Origin of the sequence: Rahnella perminowiae, assembly GCF_019049755.1 — a bacterium.
GTDB classification, from domain to species: Bacteria; Pseudomonadota; Gammaproteobacteria; order Enterobacterales; family Enterobacteriaceae; genus Rahnella; species Rahnella perminowiae.
Map to the genome: position 1 here is coordinate 21,194 of NZ_JAFMOS010000627.1, position 16,148 is coordinate 37,341.

Sequence of the window (16,148 nt, forward strand, 5' to 3'; positions counted from 1 at the left end):
ACAAACTGCCGATTACTCGGCAGCTAAGGTCAGGCGTGCAACACGGCTTGATTTTACAAAACGACTTAAATCAACCGGCTTGCCCTGGAATTGGATATCTACCGCCCCCGGCGCACCGATTTTCAGTTTGTATGGCGCAGTGCCCTTCACGCTGAAGGTTTCACCGCCTTTCTTCATGCCACTGAACAGGGTTTTCCCTGACGCGTCATCAATCTGGAACCAGCAGTCAGCTTTAAAAGTAAAGGTCACAGCTTGTGGATCTCCCCCCGCGGCGGCTGCAGTTTGTGCATCACCGGTTGGCAGACCATTTTCAGGCGTAGCGGGCTGGCTGGTAGAGACAGCAGCAGGCGCCTGAGCGGCTGACGTGCCTGATACAGCAGGTGTATTGCTGGCGGCTACGCCCGGCGCGGTATTCAGCGGAATAGAATTCTGCGGTTGTGTTGCGTTTGCGGCAGGCGCCGGATCAGCAGGGGTATCTTCTGTTGTGGGTGCAGAATTCGCATTGTCGCCCAGAGGGATCGTTTGCCCCTGACCATTATCCTGACTGAGCTGTGCCGATGACTGATCGGCCATTGTGGCGATTTCCTGCTGTTGTGCCTGATGATTTTGCCACCACCACGCACCGGTCAGGCCAATCACCACAAACACCACCAGCCAGGTAAAGCCCATCAGCCAGCCATCACGTTTTTTGCGAGACTTGCCGAGAGAGAACCCCTGCATTGAAGCCACTTTAGGCACTTTAATTGGGGCTTGTTTACCGATCAGACCTGATAATTCTTCTTCAGGGACATGAACCAGTTTTGCATAAGAACGCAGATAACCACGCAGGAAAGTCGGCGCAAGATCGGCCGGCGTCGTTTCTTCTTCGATTTGGCGAATAGTAGAGACTTTCAGACACAGGCGTTCTGCAACGGCCTGATGGCTGAGACCTAACTGTTCACGAGCCTGACGCAGACGTTCGCCTGTGGTCAGTTTTGCATTATTTTCTTGAGGGGCTTCAGTATTCATTGGCTAAGAACTGCTGGTACTGTTTAGATTGTGGATAACTACGCGCAAGTTGCTTACCGTAGCGTTGAACGCTATCCGGATTGCCCGCTAACGCAGCGAATCGAATTTGTAACATGAGGCTGTCGGCAGTGGCTGGCAGAACATGTTGGTATACATCCAGTAATAATTTCGCCTGAGCGCGATTCCCTTCTCCAAATTCTTTGGTTGCCTCAGTCAGCAAGGGTGCGCCTTTATCGGGATCCACTTTCAATGCCCGGCTTAGTAACACTCGCGCTTCCTCATTCTGATTGGCCTTCAGAAAACAGTAGCCTGCATTTTCCAGACTGTCAGCAACCTGACCGTAATCAGGCGCATTAGCTGCGGCGCTAAACTGCTGTTGTGCGGGTACATACTGCCCTAAACTACACAAAAACGCACCGTAATTATTTAAGACCGTCCCATTTTGCGGCGCAAGCTGCAACGCTTGCTGGTAGCGGGTTTGTGCGGCTTTCTGATTGCCGTTTTTTTGCTCGTAAAGGGCCATACCAAGCTGTGTCCGATAATCCTGCGGCGCACCGTCAACGGCTTTTTGCAGATTCTGTCTGGCCGCCTCCATGTTCCCCTGTTTCAGATACGCCATGCCCAGCTCCAGACGCGTTTGTGCTGCGCCACTGGCCGGTGGTATTTCTTTAGGTGAACCGGAACAGCCAGCCAGTAACGCCAAAGCCACACCTGTGACCATCAACATTCTCACACTGCCCTTCATTGCCATGCTTAATTCCCTTTACCCTGCCAGCGACAATAAAACAGTGGGCTTAACCAGAACGGCACGGCAAAGCCCTGCATATTTCTTGGGATCAGACGGTTTTAACAGAAATCTGCTGCTCGCCTGCCATTTTTTTCTTCAACGTACGTTTGGTTCGGTCAATAACATCACCGGCCAGCTGCCCGCACGCGGCATCAATATCATCGCCGCGGGTTTTACGCACGATCACAGTAAAACCATAATCCATCAATACCTTAGAGAAGCGATCGATACGGCTGTTCGAGCTGCGGCCATACGGTGCGCCCGGGAACGGGTTCCACGGGATCAGGTTGATTTTGCATGGCGTATTCTTCAGACGTTCAGCCAGTTCATGCGCATGCTCGGTGCCATCATTGATGTGATCCAGCATAACGTATTCGATGGTGACGCGGCCCTGATTGGCATTGGATTTGCCAATGTAACGCTCAACGGCGGCCAGGAAAGTATCGATATTGTACTTGCGGTTGATCGGCACAATTTCGTTACGAATGGTGTCGTTAGGTGCGTGCAGAGAAATCGCCAGCGCGACATCAATCATATCGCCCAGTTTATCCAGCGCAGGGACCACGCCCGAGGTGGAAAGAGTGACACGACGTTTCGACAGGCCGAAACCGAAATCGTCGAGCATGATTTCCATCGCCGGAACCACGTTATTAAGGTTCAGCAAAGGTTCGCCCATCCCCATCATCACCACGTTGGTGATGGGACGTGTACCGGCCACTTTCGCCGCACCGATAATTTTTGCCGCACGCCATACCTGGCCGATAATTTCGGACACGCGCAGGTTACGGTTAAAGCCTTGTTGCGCCGTGGAACAGAAAGTACATTCCAGTGCGCAGCCAACCTGAGAGGACACGCAAAGGGTCGCGCGGTCACCGTCCGGGATATAGACAGTTTCGACCAGCTGTCCGCCCACCTGAATTGCCCATTTGATGGTGCCATCTGTTGAACGTTGTTCTGACGCGACTTCCGGTGCACGAATTTCTGCAACGCGGGCCAGCTTTTCACGCAAGGCCTTATTGATATCGGTCATTTGCTCGAAATCATCGCTGCAGTAGTGATACATCCACTTCATGACCTGATCTGCACGGAACGGTTTTTCGCCCATGTTGATGAAAAACTCACGCATTTGCTTGCGGTTGAGGTCAAGAAGGTTAATTTTTGCAGCAGCAGGCACGACAGTATTCACGGCTTCTGCGGAAACAGCGTTATTTTCAGACAAAGTTGGCTCGGCGGTGTTGGATTCTAACATGATGAAAATGGCCTCGTTGTTACACGTTATGGCGTATTGGAAGTGCAGAGCCTGACCTGACAGAAAACGGCTGGCCTGCAAATAAAATTGCGCCCCGAAGAGGCTGGCTCATTCGGGGCGCAACATTGTACAAATTTTAGGGCACGGTTGCCATGTTTGGAAAGTCGCAGTGGCAAAATTCTTGTGAATTTGCGGCACATCTTCCGGCAACGGTGACTCAAAAATCTTAACGCGGGCAGATTTCGCTTTCGGTGAAGAAGTAAGCGATTTCGCGTTGTGCAGATTCTACAGCATCAGAACCGTGCACAGCGTTAGCGGTGAAGCTGTCAGCGAAGTCTGCACGCAGGGTACCGGCCAGCGCGTTTTCCGGGTTAGTTGCACCCATGATGTCACGGTTACGCTGAACGGCATTTTCGCCTTCCAGAACCTGAACCATGATCGGGCCGGAGGTCATGAATTCAACCAGACCGTCGAAGAACGGACGGCCTTTGTGTTCTGCGTAGAAACCTTCCGCTTGTTCTTTCGTCAGTTTCAGCATTTTAGACGCGATGATGGTGAAGCCAGCACGTTCGAAACGGGCATAGATAGCACCGATGTCGTTGTTCGCTACGGAGTTTGGCTTGATGATGGAGAAAGTGCGTTCGATAGTCATGAAAAAACCTCTGTCAGACTTTTATAGGTAGGGCCGGTTAATTTAATGTTATACCTGCCGTAAAATGGCGGTGATTATAGGGAGCGAAGTTACGATTGCCTACCCGAATCACAACATTTAATTAAAAAAATGTGTGATTGATTCACTATCGAACCTAAACCACCTATTTCCCTTAAACAAAACAGGGGCAAAACGGCGTTTCCCCTGGTGTATCGTCACTTTTATGCCTGACCGGAAGAAGGAATGATATTGCGCAACCAGCTTCCCCACTTGCGCTGATAGAACGGCTGCGTGTGGCTGATCAGGTAATGGCTGATACCGCGCTCTTTTTCAGAAACGATACAGAAATCCACCGGACGATCGTCGGGAGAGGTTTCACTCGCCACATTGCCCGCCTCGCGGATCAGCGCATCGATCTCCTGTTCATCACCGTCCGCTTCAACACCGATCAGCAGGTTGGGCTGATCATCCACGGCTTTATCGTGGATCAGCGCCATAAATGCACGGCGCACCGGTTTCTTCCGGGCGAAAAGCGTAGTGAGCGCATCGATCATGGTAGAAGGATATTCTTCCGGCTGGCCGATCAGCAACTGGCTTTCTTTATCCAGCACCAGCTCAGACGGCGCATTCAGCCCGCCACTGTTCAGTAACAGCGTGACTTCGCCCGGATAAAATTCCTTGCCATATTCCGACTTGGGATTGAGAAACAATTCTTCCCCTTGCGTCATTTCAAACAGCACACGGGCAGGCAGCGCGACAAATGCCTGCTCATCCGGGCTTTCACCGGCACTGGCTTTTTCCAGAACGTCCACCGAGGAAAAGAAAGGAATAATCGAGCTGCCGTCCTGTTTTTCCCAGTGCAAAATATTCAGTTCACTGCCAGCGGTGATCGCCACACTGCCCTGCTTTTCCGCGTTATCCTGCCCTGCATCACCGAGCACAAACACAGTGGAATCCAGCAAGGTTTGATAAAACGCCGGACGCCACGCAGGCGCGGTGACAGACAGGCGAAGCAGCCGCTCCAGCTCGTTTTCACCGTCAGTTGCCGCAGCACCAGCAGGCAGATGATCGTGTGGGACACTCATGGTTCTTGACTCCGGTAATGGTATAAAACGGGGCACTGTTAAGCGCCCCGTTATGCTTCATGCAAATTTTACTGCTTACTTCGCTTTAGCTAACAATAAATTAGCCACAGTTCGCACGCCGAGACCGGTTGCACCGGCAGACCACTGATCCGCTGCGCTTTTACGGTACGTTGCAGAACAGTCAATGTGCAGCCAGCCTTTCTTATATTCCGTGACGAAATGAGACAGGAAGGCCGCCGCCGTACTCGCACCCGCTGTGTGTGCCGGACCGGCAATATTATTCAGTTCAGCAAAGTTGGATGGCAGATGAGAACGGTGGAATTCTTCCAGCGGCAGGCGCCAGAACGGTTCGTGTTCGGATTTTGCGCTTTCCAGCAGTTCACCCGCCAGTGCATCGTCAAAGCTGAACAGGGCGTGATAATCGTTACCCAGCGCTGTTTTCGCCGCACCGGTCAGTGTGGCAGCATCAATGATCAGTTCAGGATTTTGCGCAGACGCATCGATCAGACCATCGGCCAGCACCAGGCGGCCTTCGGCGTCGGTATTCATCACTTCAACGGTTTTGCCGTTGCGGTAACGGATGATATCGCCGAGTTTCAGTGCATTACCGCTGACCATGTTATCCGCGCAGCACAGATACAGTTTTACGCGTTTGTTCAGGCCGTTAGCCGCTGCCAGCGCCAGTGCGCCGGTCAGGGTGGCTGCGCCGCCCATATCTGCTTTCATGGAATCCATGGAACCGCTTGGTTTCAGGCTGTAACCGCCGGTGTCAAAGGTAATGCCTTTACCGACCAGGCAGGCGTAAACCGGCGCTTCAGCGTCTCCGCTTGGGTTGTAATCAAGCGCCAGCAAGACCGGCTGACGGTCAGAACCGCGCCCGACGATATGGATACCCATATAATTTTGCTGACGCAGGTCGTCGCCTTTGGTGATACGGTAGCTGACTTTGTCGTGACCAAATTCACACATCAGATCAACCGCGCGGGTGGCCAGTTGTTCTGGGGACAAATCATCTGCCGGGGTATTAATGGTATTTCGTACCCAGTCGATGATTTTCAGCCGTTGCCTGAGCGTTTTCGCGTCATCTTCGGACAATTCGGCCCATTCAACATGGCGTGTTCCTTTCGGACCACGGAAGCCCTGCCAGAAAGCCCAGCTGTTTTCGAGATCCCAGCCTTCACCGGCCAGTTTAATATTTTTGACTCCCTGGCCGTCGATACGACGCGCGGCACGGGCAATGACCGTCAGCACATCGCCGCTATTGAGATGAATGGTCATCCCGGCAGAATCGGTGCTCAGTGTGGCTTTTTCACCCCAGCGCGCATCGGCAGGCTGAGAAGAAAGGAATACGGACATTGCTTCATTGGTCGTGACTTCGGAACTCATAACAGCACTCCTGATGTTTTTTATCTTCAATGAATATTCATTTTCAATGACAGGCAAATCACCCTTTCATCGGGCGGCACTTCATTATTTTGTATAAACAGGGGGCAACTCACGCAGGCGACGGACAGATTTCACCACCAGCGCAATTGCATAATCAATTTCTTCTTCCGTGGTCCAGCGCCCGAGAGAAAAACGGATTGAGCCGTGTGCCAGCTCCTCGCTTAATCCCAGCGCACGCAGCACGTAAGAGGGTTCGAGGCTCGCGGACGTACAGGCGGAACCGGACGAAACAGCCAGATCCTTGAGCGCCATAATCAGAGATTCTCCTTCAACATCGGCAAAACTGACGTTGAGAATATTGGGCGCAGCATGTTCCGGCGCGCCATTGAGAAACACCCGATCAAGCTGCTGAATGCCTTTCCACAGACGATCGCGCAGTGCGGACAGACGCGCCACTTCAGCGGTCATTTCTTCTTTGGCAATACGATACGCTTCGCCCATTCCGACAATCTGATGCACCGGCAAGGTACCTGAACGCATGCCGCGCTCATGACCGCCGCCGTGGATTTGCGCGTCAATCCTTACTTTCGGTTTACGACTCACATACAGCGCCCCGATGCCTTTCGGGCCGTAAATCTTATGGGCGGAAAACGACATCAGATCAACCTGCAATTCGCTGAGATCAATCGCGATTTTCCCCACGCTTTGGGTTGCATCCACATGAAAAAGAATACCCCGGCTGCGGCAAAGCTCGCCAATTGTTGCGATATCCTGGATAACGCCGGTTTCATTGTTGACCTGCATGATGGACACCAGAATCGTATCCGGGCGCAACGCGGCTTCAATGGCTGCTGATGGAATAACACCGTCGGCCTGCGGCGTCAGGTAGGTGACCTCAAAGCCTTCCGTCTCCAGCTGCGCACAGGTGTCTAACACCGCTTTGTGCTCAGTCTGGCTGGTAATAATGTGGTGACCTTTCGCACGCTGTGCATGAGCCGCGCCTTTAATCGCCAGATTGTCAGATTCGGTTGCGCCTGACGTGAAGACGATTTCACGGGGATCCGCATTAATCAGCTCCGCAATCTGGTTACGCGCCACATCCACGGCCTCTTCTGCCTGCCAGCCAAAACGATGAGAACGGGAGGCCGGATTACCGAAAGTACCGTCCAGTGTCAGACACTGCATCATTTTCTGTGCAACACGCGGATCAACCGGCGTCGTGGCAGAGTAATCAAGATAAATAGGTAATTTCATGGCAGGTAGCTCCGGACTGCGCGTTCGGTTTCGAACGAAAGAATAAAAAAAACGACAACCAGTTTAAAACGGGTTCACAACTTCTTAAAAGGGAAATGACGCTTTGCGGGCACTAATCGGTAAGAAATGACGTCTGAAAAGCAAAAGCCCGCGGAAATCTGCATTTCAGCGGGCTTTTAGTAACATCAAAATTCACATGCTCCCCTAAATCATTCGTGTCGCATCAAGGCGGCAACAGAGCACATCCCCGGGAGCATACACTAGTATGTGACCAGGGTTTGCGACAGCAGCCAACGCCGGGGCGGCGCGAAGGATGACGGGGATCAGGCTCGAAGATTGACGTTGATGGTTTCCATCTGACGGCCATTTGGCTGACGACGGACTTCACCGTTCTGACGGTCAGCCACTTCCAGGATTTCCTGGTTGTTGACCAGTTCTGCCAGTGTAATATTGTTCAGGAAGCCGCTGATGCGCTCGCTCAGATCACGCCATAAGGTGTGAGTCAGGCAACGTTCGCCATTCTGGCAGCCTTCTTTACCCTGACAACGGGTGGCGTCAACGGATTCGTCAACGGCCGTGATCACCGCGCCAACGGCGATATCACCCGAGTCTTTACCTAACAGATAACCACCGCCCGGACCACGAACACTGGCAACCAGACCATTTTTACGCAAGCGAGAGAAAAGCTGCTCCAGGTAAGAAAGGGAAATACCCTGACGCTCAGAAATGTCAGCCAGGGGTACTGGTCCTTCCTGGGAATGCAGTGCAACGTCGAGCATAGCGGTCACGGCATAACGGCCTTTGGATGTCAGTCTCATAGCATGGTTACCTGTTTAAAATGACTTAAAAATTCAATCGTGCGGAACATGTAAATGAGTCTGCCATTCCTGAGTAAATCAGTCAACTATTTAACCTAGTAATTTACTCAAGTATTATCTGACCCTATATTCCGCCCAGTTGTCGCCATTCACGGGTAAGAAGTAATCTGTTGATTAACAAGCAAAGGTTTGATGTTTATCCTCAACCCCTGGCGCTTACTCTTTGCTGCTATTGGTCTTTTCAATCGATGTCAGAATACCGCGCAGGATGTTTAACTCCTGAGATTCAGGTCGCGCACGGGTAAACAGACGGCGTAGTTTGCTCATTACCTGACCCGGATGTGCCTGACGAATAAAGCCGGTTTCCAGCAAGGTTTTTTCCAGATGCTGATAAAAACGCTCAAGATCATCGACCAGCGGATAAGGCGTTTCTTCATATTCAATCTGCGGTTTTGCCGCTTCCAGCAAGGCCAGATAGGCGACGCGCACTTCATACGCGATAATTTGCACGGCCATTGCCAGATTCAGCGAACTGTATTCAGGATTGGCCGGAATGCAAACGTGATAGTTACATTTTTGCAGTTCTTCATTGGTCAGCCCGACACGTTCACGACCAAACACCAGTGCCACCGGCGCGGTTTGTGCGGCTTTCGCGCTGAGCTCGCCGCATTCACGCGGTTCCAGCATCGGCCACGGCAAGGTGCGGGAACGCGCACTGGTGCCAATCACCAGGCTGCAACCGGCCAGCGCTTCATCCAGCGTATCAACGATGGTCGCATTACCGATCACATCGCTGGCACCGGCAGATAAAGAGATGGCCTGAGAATCAGGTTTCACCAGCGGATTGACCAGATAAAGACTTGATAATCCCATGGTTTTCATGGCGCGGGCGGTTGACCCCATATTGCCAGTGTGGGATGTTTCTACTAATACAATGCGGATATTGGGCAGCATAGGAACTCTTACCAGACGGAAAATCACAACAGCCTAACACAACGGTAGTTAATTTTCAGAACCCCTGCTATACTGCGCGCCGTTTCCCGTATTCCCGTTCTTTAACATCCTAGTTGGAAGATATCCATGCATCCGATGCTCACCATCGCCGTGCGCGCTGCGCGCAAGGCCGGTAACCTGATTGCCAAACATTACGAAACGCCAGACTCTGTAGAATCTACCCAAAAAGGTACCAACGATTTTGTTACCAACGTAGACCGCGATGCAGAACACATGATTATCGATGTCATTCGCAAATCCTATCCAAAACACACCATCATCAGTGAAGAGTGTGGCGAGCTGGAAGGCGAAGACAAAGACGTACAATGGATTATCGACCCGCTGGATGGCACCACCAACTTCGTTAAACGCTTCCCACATTTCGCTGTCTCTATCGCCGTGCGCATCAAAGGCCGCACTGAAGTTGCGGTAGTTTATGACCCGATGCGTAACGAACTCTTCACCGCGACCCGCGGTCAGGGCGCACAGCTGAACGGTTACCGTCTGCGTGGCACTCACGCGAAAGATCTCGACGGCACCATTCTGGCAACCGGCTTCCCGTTCAAAGCAAAACAACACGCAACCAGCTACATGAATGTCGTGGGCAAACTGTTCACCGAATGTGCAGACTTCCGTCGCACCGGTTCTGCTGCACTGGATCTGGCCTACGTAGCCGCTGGCCGCGTTGACGGATTCTTCGAAATCGCCCTGAAGCCCTGGGATTTCGCCGGTGGCGAACTGCTGGTGCGTGAATCCGGCGGCGTGGTGACTGACTTCGTTGGCGGCCATAACCACTTCTCGTCAGGTAACATTGTTGCCGGCAACCCGCGCGTCGTTAAAGGCATTCTGATGACCATGCGTGATGAACTGAGCGAAGCGCTGAAGCGTTAATCCCGCCGCTGAATGATACAAACAACAACGGACGTCCCACCGGGCGTCCGTTTTTTTATGCCTGCGGTTTATCCCCTGAATGGGCCGCCGGTTATCGGTGAAATATCACCGCCGCCGGTGCTGTAGAGCAAGATGCCCGCTCCCAGTAATATCATCCCGCCGGTCAGTGCCAGCAGCGACCAGGCAATCCGCTGCCACGCCGCAGGCGTACGGCTGGCGCTGAATTTGACGGCCAGCGCACGGCTGTAAAACACCAGTACACCGATAAGTGATACGGTCAGCGAGGTGCCGGCAGCCATAGTGATCGCCGAAATCACGCCCCAGATGTAGACGTCAATGACCTTGGCAAACAGCAAAACCATGATCGCGCCGGAACACGGACGTAACCCCATCGCCAGCACAATCGCTACCTTCGTGCGCAAATCATCACCCGCCTGAAGCTGCTGATCGCTGGGCACATGCTGATGGCCGCAGCCGCAATATTCATCATGAACATGCGTATTACTGACCGCCGGGGAAAGGCTGCGGATTTTCATCGCCGGTGGCCGGCGCAGATCTTTGAGGGTTTGCCACACCCGTTTGAGGGCTCGCCAGCACAACAGCAATCCGAGCAACATCACCAGAATGAAACTGCCCCGCTCCATCCAGAAACTGCTCTGATGCAGTTGTCGCGAAGAGAGCTGCAATACGCCAAGTACCACACTGACCAGCAATATCGCCACCAGTCCCTGCACAATCGCCGACGCGAAGGTCAGCTTCAGGCTGGTTTTCAGCCGTGAAGGATGTGTCGCCAGGTAGGTGGTAATGACGATTTTACCGTGCCCCGGCCCGATAGCGTGGATTACGCCGTAAATCAGGCTGAAGCCCGCCAGCGTCATCCCCGCCTGCGCAGGATTTTGTTTCACCTGCCGCAGCAATCCGGCCAGTTCCTGATGTAACTCCCGCTGCCAGATAATGCTGCTGAGCAAAATACGCGGCCAGTAATGAATTAACAGACAAGCACCGCCCGCCAGCAGCAACAGAAATACCGCCAGCGGCCAGAGATCGCGCCAGGACAGCGTTTTCGATGGCGTGAAGATTAATGACATTCCAGCGTCACCTTCTGGGCAAATTGCTGACCAAGATCCATGTCTTCCGGCGGGGCATCAGCCTTATCGAGTGACAGGGCATAGTTTTGCAGCGAGGCATCCGGCTTTGGTGTAAACAGCGCCAGCGTACAGCGTTTTTCCAGCGCCGGTGGCAGATGCAGCGCGGTGTTGTCTTTATATGTCATATCGACAAAATACGAAGGATCGAAAGTGGAGAATTCCATGGGTTTGCCTTCCAGCACTTGTGGTTTCGCCAGCGGCAGGACGAATTCCAGCACCGCCTGATCGCCTTTGCGGGAAAGCTGATATTCACTGGGCAGATCCAGATACTTCACCGGTTTTCCATCGCGATAGAAATCTGTGAAGTAATGCTGGCTTAGCACGCGCGCCATCACTTCCGCCGCCAGTTTCTTCCAGATATCCGAACCCGGTTTGGCGTTATGCGCGTCATAGAGTAAATCTGCCGAGGTGATTTCATCCATCGTCCAGACCATTTTCAGCCCGGTCAGTGAGGTTTCATTTGTCACCAGTGTGGTCTGCATATCAATAAAACTGTGCGGGTGCGCCAGCACCGTGGCGGGCAGGCACAACAGCGCAGCGCACAGCCATTTAACGTAACGGGGAAAAGGCCGGTTCCGGGCCTGGTGTAACGTCATTGCCATATCTGGCGCCATTATATTGTTACTAAGTAACAGTATTTTGCTGTGCATTTAAGCGGTCGTCAAAAATATCTGTGATCTGAGTTGTAAGCCGGAGTAAAAGCCAATCTCCGCGCCTTATTGCGGGCATTCGCTTTGCTATGCTTGACTAATAATTTCAGGCGATACTTTTTCGGCAGGTGATATGAATCCAGAAAAACAGCCCTCCCCTGCGCTTTCCGCTACGCAACGCCGTTGCCACGTGTTGCTGATGCTTTACGCGCCGCTGACGGCGGTTCAGCTGGAGATCATCAGTGAAATTAATGGTGTCGCATTAGACATCACGTGGGAAGATCTGGCAGAAGTGACCTGCGAAATTCAGCGGATCCACCAGCTTGATGTGCTGCAATATAGCGAAAAACAGTGCCGTATTCAGGGCGACGCGCTTGCTCAGCGGCTGTGTTTATTTCAGGGTTTGCGCCGCACATTACGTATTTCCCCGGATTTCGTTTCGCGCCATTTCATCCCATGGTTGCACATCGCGTTTGAAGGCCAGACCTGCCCGAAAGCGGCACTGCGCACCGATATTCTGGGTTTGATGCTCGAAGATTGCGGTGCATTGCTGCCCAGGCCGCTGAGCGGACATGACCGCCAGCTGATGCTTATCTGTCTTCAATACTGTCTGTGGCAAAACAACGGCCCGACCGGCTTGCGTTTTACCGAACAACAGCGGCGCTGGTTGCGTGAAAAACCGGAATATCCTGCCGCCCGCGAACTGTTTAGCCAGTTGCAGGCACTCAGCAAAGGCCGTCTGGATGACTGCGAATGTGAGTTTTTCACGCTGATGTTACGGATGCTGAAAATCCACAGTTATCAGAGTTCCGGCTCAACGGAAGATCAGCGCCTGTTATTAGAAATTGAAAATATGGTGGCGCGTTTTCAGGATATTGCCGGCATGAAATTCAGCAGTTACGAAGGACTGGTCGGCCAGCTTTTCGCTCATCTGGGCCCGGCAATTGAACGCTGTCATTTCGGCATCGGCATCGATAACCTGATGCAGGAAGAAGTGAACCGGATGTATCCGCGTCTGGTACGTACCACCCGCGAGGCGTTACAGGGGTTTGAGCACGAATACCTGATTACGCTTTCAGAAGATGAAGTCGGGCTGGTGGCCATCACCTTTGGTGCATGGCTGATGCAGGGTAACGCCTTGCAGGAGAAACAAATTTTGCTGCTGACCCACGATAATCCGCAGCTGGAAGAAGCCGTCGAGCAGCAAATCCGCGAGGCGACGCTGCTGCCGCTGAACATCAAATATCAGACGCTGGCGGATTTCTATAAATTCGGCGCACCGAGTGGCGTAGCGATGATTGTCACCCCCTACGCCACCCGCAGTACTGACGCCGATCCGCTGGTGATCCACACGCAGTTACCGCTGGCAAAAGAGCAGCGGAAACGTATCCGCTCGCTGCTCGAAGCTCCCTAACGGGCTGATGTCGCAACCGTTGACGGCGTCACAGCCGGACGCAGGAAAATCGCCAGCACCGCCAGCAACGCCATCACCCAGAATAATCCGGCATGCAGATGTTCGAACAGGAAACCGGATAACATGGTCATCACTGCCACGCCGCCCCCCATTGCCAGTGCGGAATACACCGATTGCAGACGGATCACCTGATCACCTGGCCGTGCAGCAATAAACCGCATGCCCGCCAGATGGCAGACCGTAAACGTGCCACAGTGTAAAATCTGCATCACAATCAGCCACGGCAAAGCGGTAAACGCCCCCATCATTGTCCAGCGCAACACGCCGCATACGGCCGAAAGCAGCAGAAGATCCCGTGCCGACCAGCGGCTGAACAGCTGTTTACTGAAGGTGAATACCAGCACTTCCGCCACCACACCCAGCGACCATAAATAACCGATAGTTGTGGAAGAATAGCCCACATCCTGCCAGTAAATGGCACTGAAACCGTAATACGCTGCGTGAGCCCCCTGTAGCAGCGTCACGCATAACAGAAAACGCCAGACCGGTTTTTCGCTCAGCAACGCTTTCCACGAAATACCCGGCGCACCGCTTGCACGCGGCTCTCCTGCCGGCTTCACGCTCGGGCGCAATAACATGCCGAGCAGCATCGCCGCCACGCCTGCGGTCAGCGTATAGAGAATCGCGTTATGGCCATACACCTCGACCAGTTTGCCTGTGACCGCCGAACCAATCACAAAGGCAATGGAACCCCAGACGCGCACCTTGCCATAATCCATATTGATCTGCCGTTGTAGCGTACCTGCCAGCGCATCGGTCAGCGGCACCAGCGGACCGAAGAACAGACTGAATCCGGCGATGTTAATCATCAGCCATGCCCAGCCGTTGCCAAACCAGAAACCGACGGCAAACGCCAGCGTAAGCAGCGCCAGAATACGCAGACCGGTAATAAGGTAAGAAGGGTCTTTGATGGAGGGAGAAATGATGAGCGTGCCGAGAAAGCGGGCGACCAGACCGGCACCGAGCAGCAGGCCGATGCTTTCGGAGGAGATCCCCTCGCCTTTGAGCCACAAGCCCCAGAAGGGAAGAAAAATACCGTAACTGAAAAAGTAGGTGAAATAACTGAGTGCAAGCCAGCGCGTGGAACGCAATTCCATAAATCCTCCGGTGTGAGGCCAATACTTTGACAAAGCTCACAATCGCTAGCAATCCGCAGACGCTTTCTGACTTCAGGAATGTCTGCCAGCTCACAAATTCTGATACATGCCCATAAAAAAACCCGCCGGAGCGGGTTTTCGCAGCTTAACGGCTTCGCAAATATTACGCGTAAACCGGGAAGCGTGCACAGATGTCGAGCACTTTCTGTTTAACGCGTTCGATAGTTGCTTCATCGTTCACGTTGTCCAGCACGTCACAGATCCAGCCTGCCAGTTCACGCGCTTCGGCTTCTTTGAAACCGCGACGGGTGACGGCTGGTGTACCGATACGCACACCGGAAGTCACAAACGGGCTCTTCGGATCGTTAGGCACGCTGTTTTTGTTCACAGTGATGTTAGCGCGGCCCAGTGCAGCATCCGCTTCTTTACCGGTCAGGTTTTTATCAACCAGATCCATCAGGAACAGATGGTTGTGTGTGCCGCCGGATACCACTTTGTAGCCGCGTTCCAGCACCACAGCCACCATGGCCTGTGCGTTTTTAGCCACCTGTTGCTGGTAAGCTTTGAACTCAGGCTCCATCGCTTCTTTCAGTGCGACTGCTTTACCGGCAATCACGTGCATCAGCGGGCCGCCCTGGCCACCCGGGAAGACAGCGGAATTGAGTTTTTTATAGAACTCTTCGTCACCGCCTTTCGCCAGAATCAGTCCGCCGCGTGGACCGGCCAGCGTTTTGTGCGTGGTGGTGGTCACGATATGTGCGTGAGGAACCGGGTTCGGGTAAACGCCTGCAGCAATCAGACCGGCAACGTGTGCCATGTCAACGAAGAAGTAAGCACCAACGCTGTCGGCGATTTCACGCATTTTTGCCCAGTCAACGATACCGGAGAATGCGGAGAAGCCGCCGATGATCATTTTTGGTTTATGCGCTTCGGCCTGACGTTTCACGTCTTCGTAATCGATATCGCCGCTTTCGTCGATGCCATAAGGCACCACGTTATACAGTTTGCCGGAAAGGTTAACCGGTGAACCGTGAGTCAGGTGACCACCATGGCCGAGGTTCATCCCCAGAATAGTGTCGCCCGGTTGCAGCAATGCGGTATACACCGCGAAATTTGCCTGTGAGCCGGAGTGCGGCTGAACGTTGGCGAAATCTGCACCGAACAATTCTTTTGCACGGTCGATGGCCAGTTGTTCTACGATGTCGACGTACTCACAGCCACCATAATAACGTTTGCCCGGATAGCCTTCGGCATATTTGTTGGTCAGTTGCGAACCCTGAGCCTGCATGACACGAGGGCTGGTATAGTTTTCTGACGCAATCAGCTCGATATGTTCTTCCTGACGAACAACTTCTTTTTCCATTGCTGCCCACAGCTCAGCATCATAATCGGCAATGTTCATTTCACGCTTTAACATCCGCATCTCCTGACTCAACAAACTAAAAAAAAGCCCCTTCCGGGTTCTGCGCCACAGTGTAAATGTTTAAGCGGCCTTCGGATAGGGTCAGTTTGAGGTTTTTAGGCAAACGATTGGCTCCAGATACAGCAAGGCTTTGATCTGCGAACCTCTGCCCATAATCAAGAGATATTTATTCACCCGGTCATGCATAAATTTCAGCTTTGTGACCCGGCTCCTGCGGGGGAAAGCCCTTACCC

At 53.0% G+C, this 16,148-nt stretch carries 15 protein-coding genes; 2 read left to right on the plus strand and 13 right to left on the minus strand.

Features of this window, described 5'->3' with window-relative positions:
- Positions 1 to 12: 12 nt before the first annotated feature.
- The 9 genes from rodZ to trmJ all read right to left on the minus strand — a co-directional run bounded on the left by rodZ (position 13) and on the right by trmJ (position 9,193).
- On the minus strand, positions 13 to 1,008 hold the full coding sequence (gene rodZ / locus J1785_RS22390) for a cytoskeleton protein RodZ (protein ID WP_217220809.1): 996 nt from the start codon (positions 1,006 to 1,008) through the stop codon (positions 13 to 15).
- Positions 998 to 1,735: a type IV pilus biogenesis/stability protein PilW gene (pilW, locus tag J1785_RS22395; RefSeq protein ID WP_205951621.1), complete on the minus strand. Its 738-nt coding sequence runs from the start codon at positions 1,733 to 1,735 to the stop codon at positions 998 to 1,000. The genes rodZ and pilW overlap by 11 nt, the downstream gene beginning before the upstream one ends.
- Positions 1,736 to 1,844: 109 nt before the next feature.
- Positions 1,845 to 3,044: a dual-specificity RNA methyltransferase RlmN gene (rlmN, locus tag J1785_RS22400; protein ID WP_129955123.1), complete on the minus strand. Its 1,200-nt coding sequence runs from the start codon at positions 3,042 to 3,044 to the stop codon at positions 1,845 to 1,847.
- 226 nt (positions 3,045 to 3,270) lie between these two features.
- Positions 3,271 to 3,696 (minus strand): nucleoside-diphosphate kinase, encoded by a 426-nt coding sequence (ndk, locus tag J1785_RS22405; protein ID WP_015696252.1) that lies wholly within the window; start codon positions 3,694 to 3,696, stop codon positions 3,271 to 3,273.
- A 221-nt stretch (positions 3,697 to 3,917) separates the two neighbouring features.
- Positions 3,918 to 4,781 (minus strand): enhanced serine sensitivity protein SseB, encoded by an 864-nt coding sequence (gene sseB, locus J1785_RS22410; RefSeq protein WP_217220811.1) that lies wholly within the window; start codon positions 4,779 to 4,781, stop codon positions 3,918 to 3,920.
- 75 nt (positions 4,782 to 4,856) lie between these two features.
- Complete coding sequence (gene pepB, locus J1785_RS22415; protein WP_217220813.1) at positions 4,857 to 6,167, minus strand: aminopeptidase PepB; 1,311 nt, start codon at positions 6,165 to 6,167, stop codon at positions 4,857 to 4,859.
- Positions 6,168 to 6,251: 84 nt separating this feature from the next.
- The gene (locus J1785_RS22420) at positions 6,252 to 7,421 is read right to left on the minus strand and encodes an IscS subfamily cysteine desulfurase (RefSeq protein WP_129955120.1); all 1,170 of its coding nucleotides are present in this window, start codon (positions 7,419 to 7,421) and stop codon (positions 6,252 to 6,254) included.
- 323 nt (positions 7,422 to 7,744) lie between these two features.
- A complete protein-coding gene (gene iscR / locus J1785_RS22425) occupies positions 7,745 to 8,239 on the minus strand; it encodes a Fe-S cluster assembly transcriptional regulator IscR (RefSeq protein ID WP_129955119.1) in 495 nt (164 codons plus the stop codon).
- Positions 8,240 to 8,455: 216 nt separating this feature from the next.
- A complete protein-coding gene (gene trmJ, locus J1785_RS22430) occupies positions 8,456 to 9,193 on the minus strand; it encodes a tRNA (cytosine(32)/uridine(32)-2'-O)-methyltransferase TrmJ (RefSeq protein WP_129955118.1) in 738 nt (245 codons plus the stop codon).
- Positions 9,194 to 9,319: 126 nt separating this feature from the next.
- On the opposite strand from trmJ, the gene suhB reads away from it, so the two are divergent.
- Complete coding sequence (gene suhB, locus J1785_RS22435; RefSeq protein ID WP_129955117.1) at positions 9,320 to 10,123, plus strand: inositol-1-monophosphatase; 804 nt, start codon at positions 9,320 to 9,322, stop codon at positions 10,121 to 10,123.
- 68 nt (positions 10,124 to 10,191) lie between these two features.
- Here suhB and J1785_RS22440 read toward each other — a convergent pair whose 3' ends face one another.
- On the minus strand, positions 10,192 to 11,211 hold the full coding sequence (locus J1785_RS22440) for a nickel/cobalt transporter (RefSeq protein WP_217220814.1): 1,020 nt from the start codon (positions 11,209 to 11,211) through the stop codon (positions 10,192 to 10,194).
- Positions 11,202 to 11,867 carry a DUF1007 family protein gene (locus J1785_RS22445; RefSeq protein ID WP_217137920.1) on the minus strand — a complete coding sequence of 222 codons (666 nt, stop codon included), beginning with the start codon at positions 11,865 to 11,867 and terminating at the stop codon, positions 11,202 to 11,204. The genes J1785_RS22440 and J1785_RS22445 overlap by 10 nt, the downstream gene beginning before the upstream one ends.
- A 187-nt stretch (positions 11,868 to 12,054) precedes the next feature.
- Here J1785_RS22445 and csiE point away from each other — a divergent pair, with 187 nt between their 5' ends.
- Positions 12,055 to 13,335 carry a stationary phase inducible protein CsiE gene (csiE, locus tag J1785_RS22450; RefSeq protein ID WP_129955114.1) on the plus strand — a complete coding sequence of 427 codons (1,281 nt, stop codon included), beginning with the start codon at positions 12,055 to 12,057 and terminating at the stop codon, positions 13,333 to 13,335.
- Here csiE and J1785_RS22455 read toward each other — a convergent pair.
- Both J1785_RS22455 and glyA read right to left on the minus strand, forming a co-directional pair.
- Positions 13,332 to 14,492 (minus strand): 3-phenylpropionate MFS transporter, encoded by a 1,161-nt coding sequence (locus tag J1785_RS22455; RefSeq protein WP_217220816.1) that lies wholly within the window; start codon positions 14,490 to 14,492, stop codon positions 13,332 to 13,334. The genes csiE and J1785_RS22455 overlap by 4 nt on opposite strands.
- 163 nt (positions 14,493 to 14,655) lie before the next feature.
- Positions 14,656 to 15,909, minus strand: coding sequence for a serine hydroxymethyltransferase (gene glyA, locus J1785_RS22460; protein WP_129955112.1), 1,254 nt, complete (start codon positions 15,907 to 15,909; stop codon positions 14,656 to 14,658).
- Between the last annotated feature and the right edge of the window lie 239 nt (positions 15,910 to 16,148).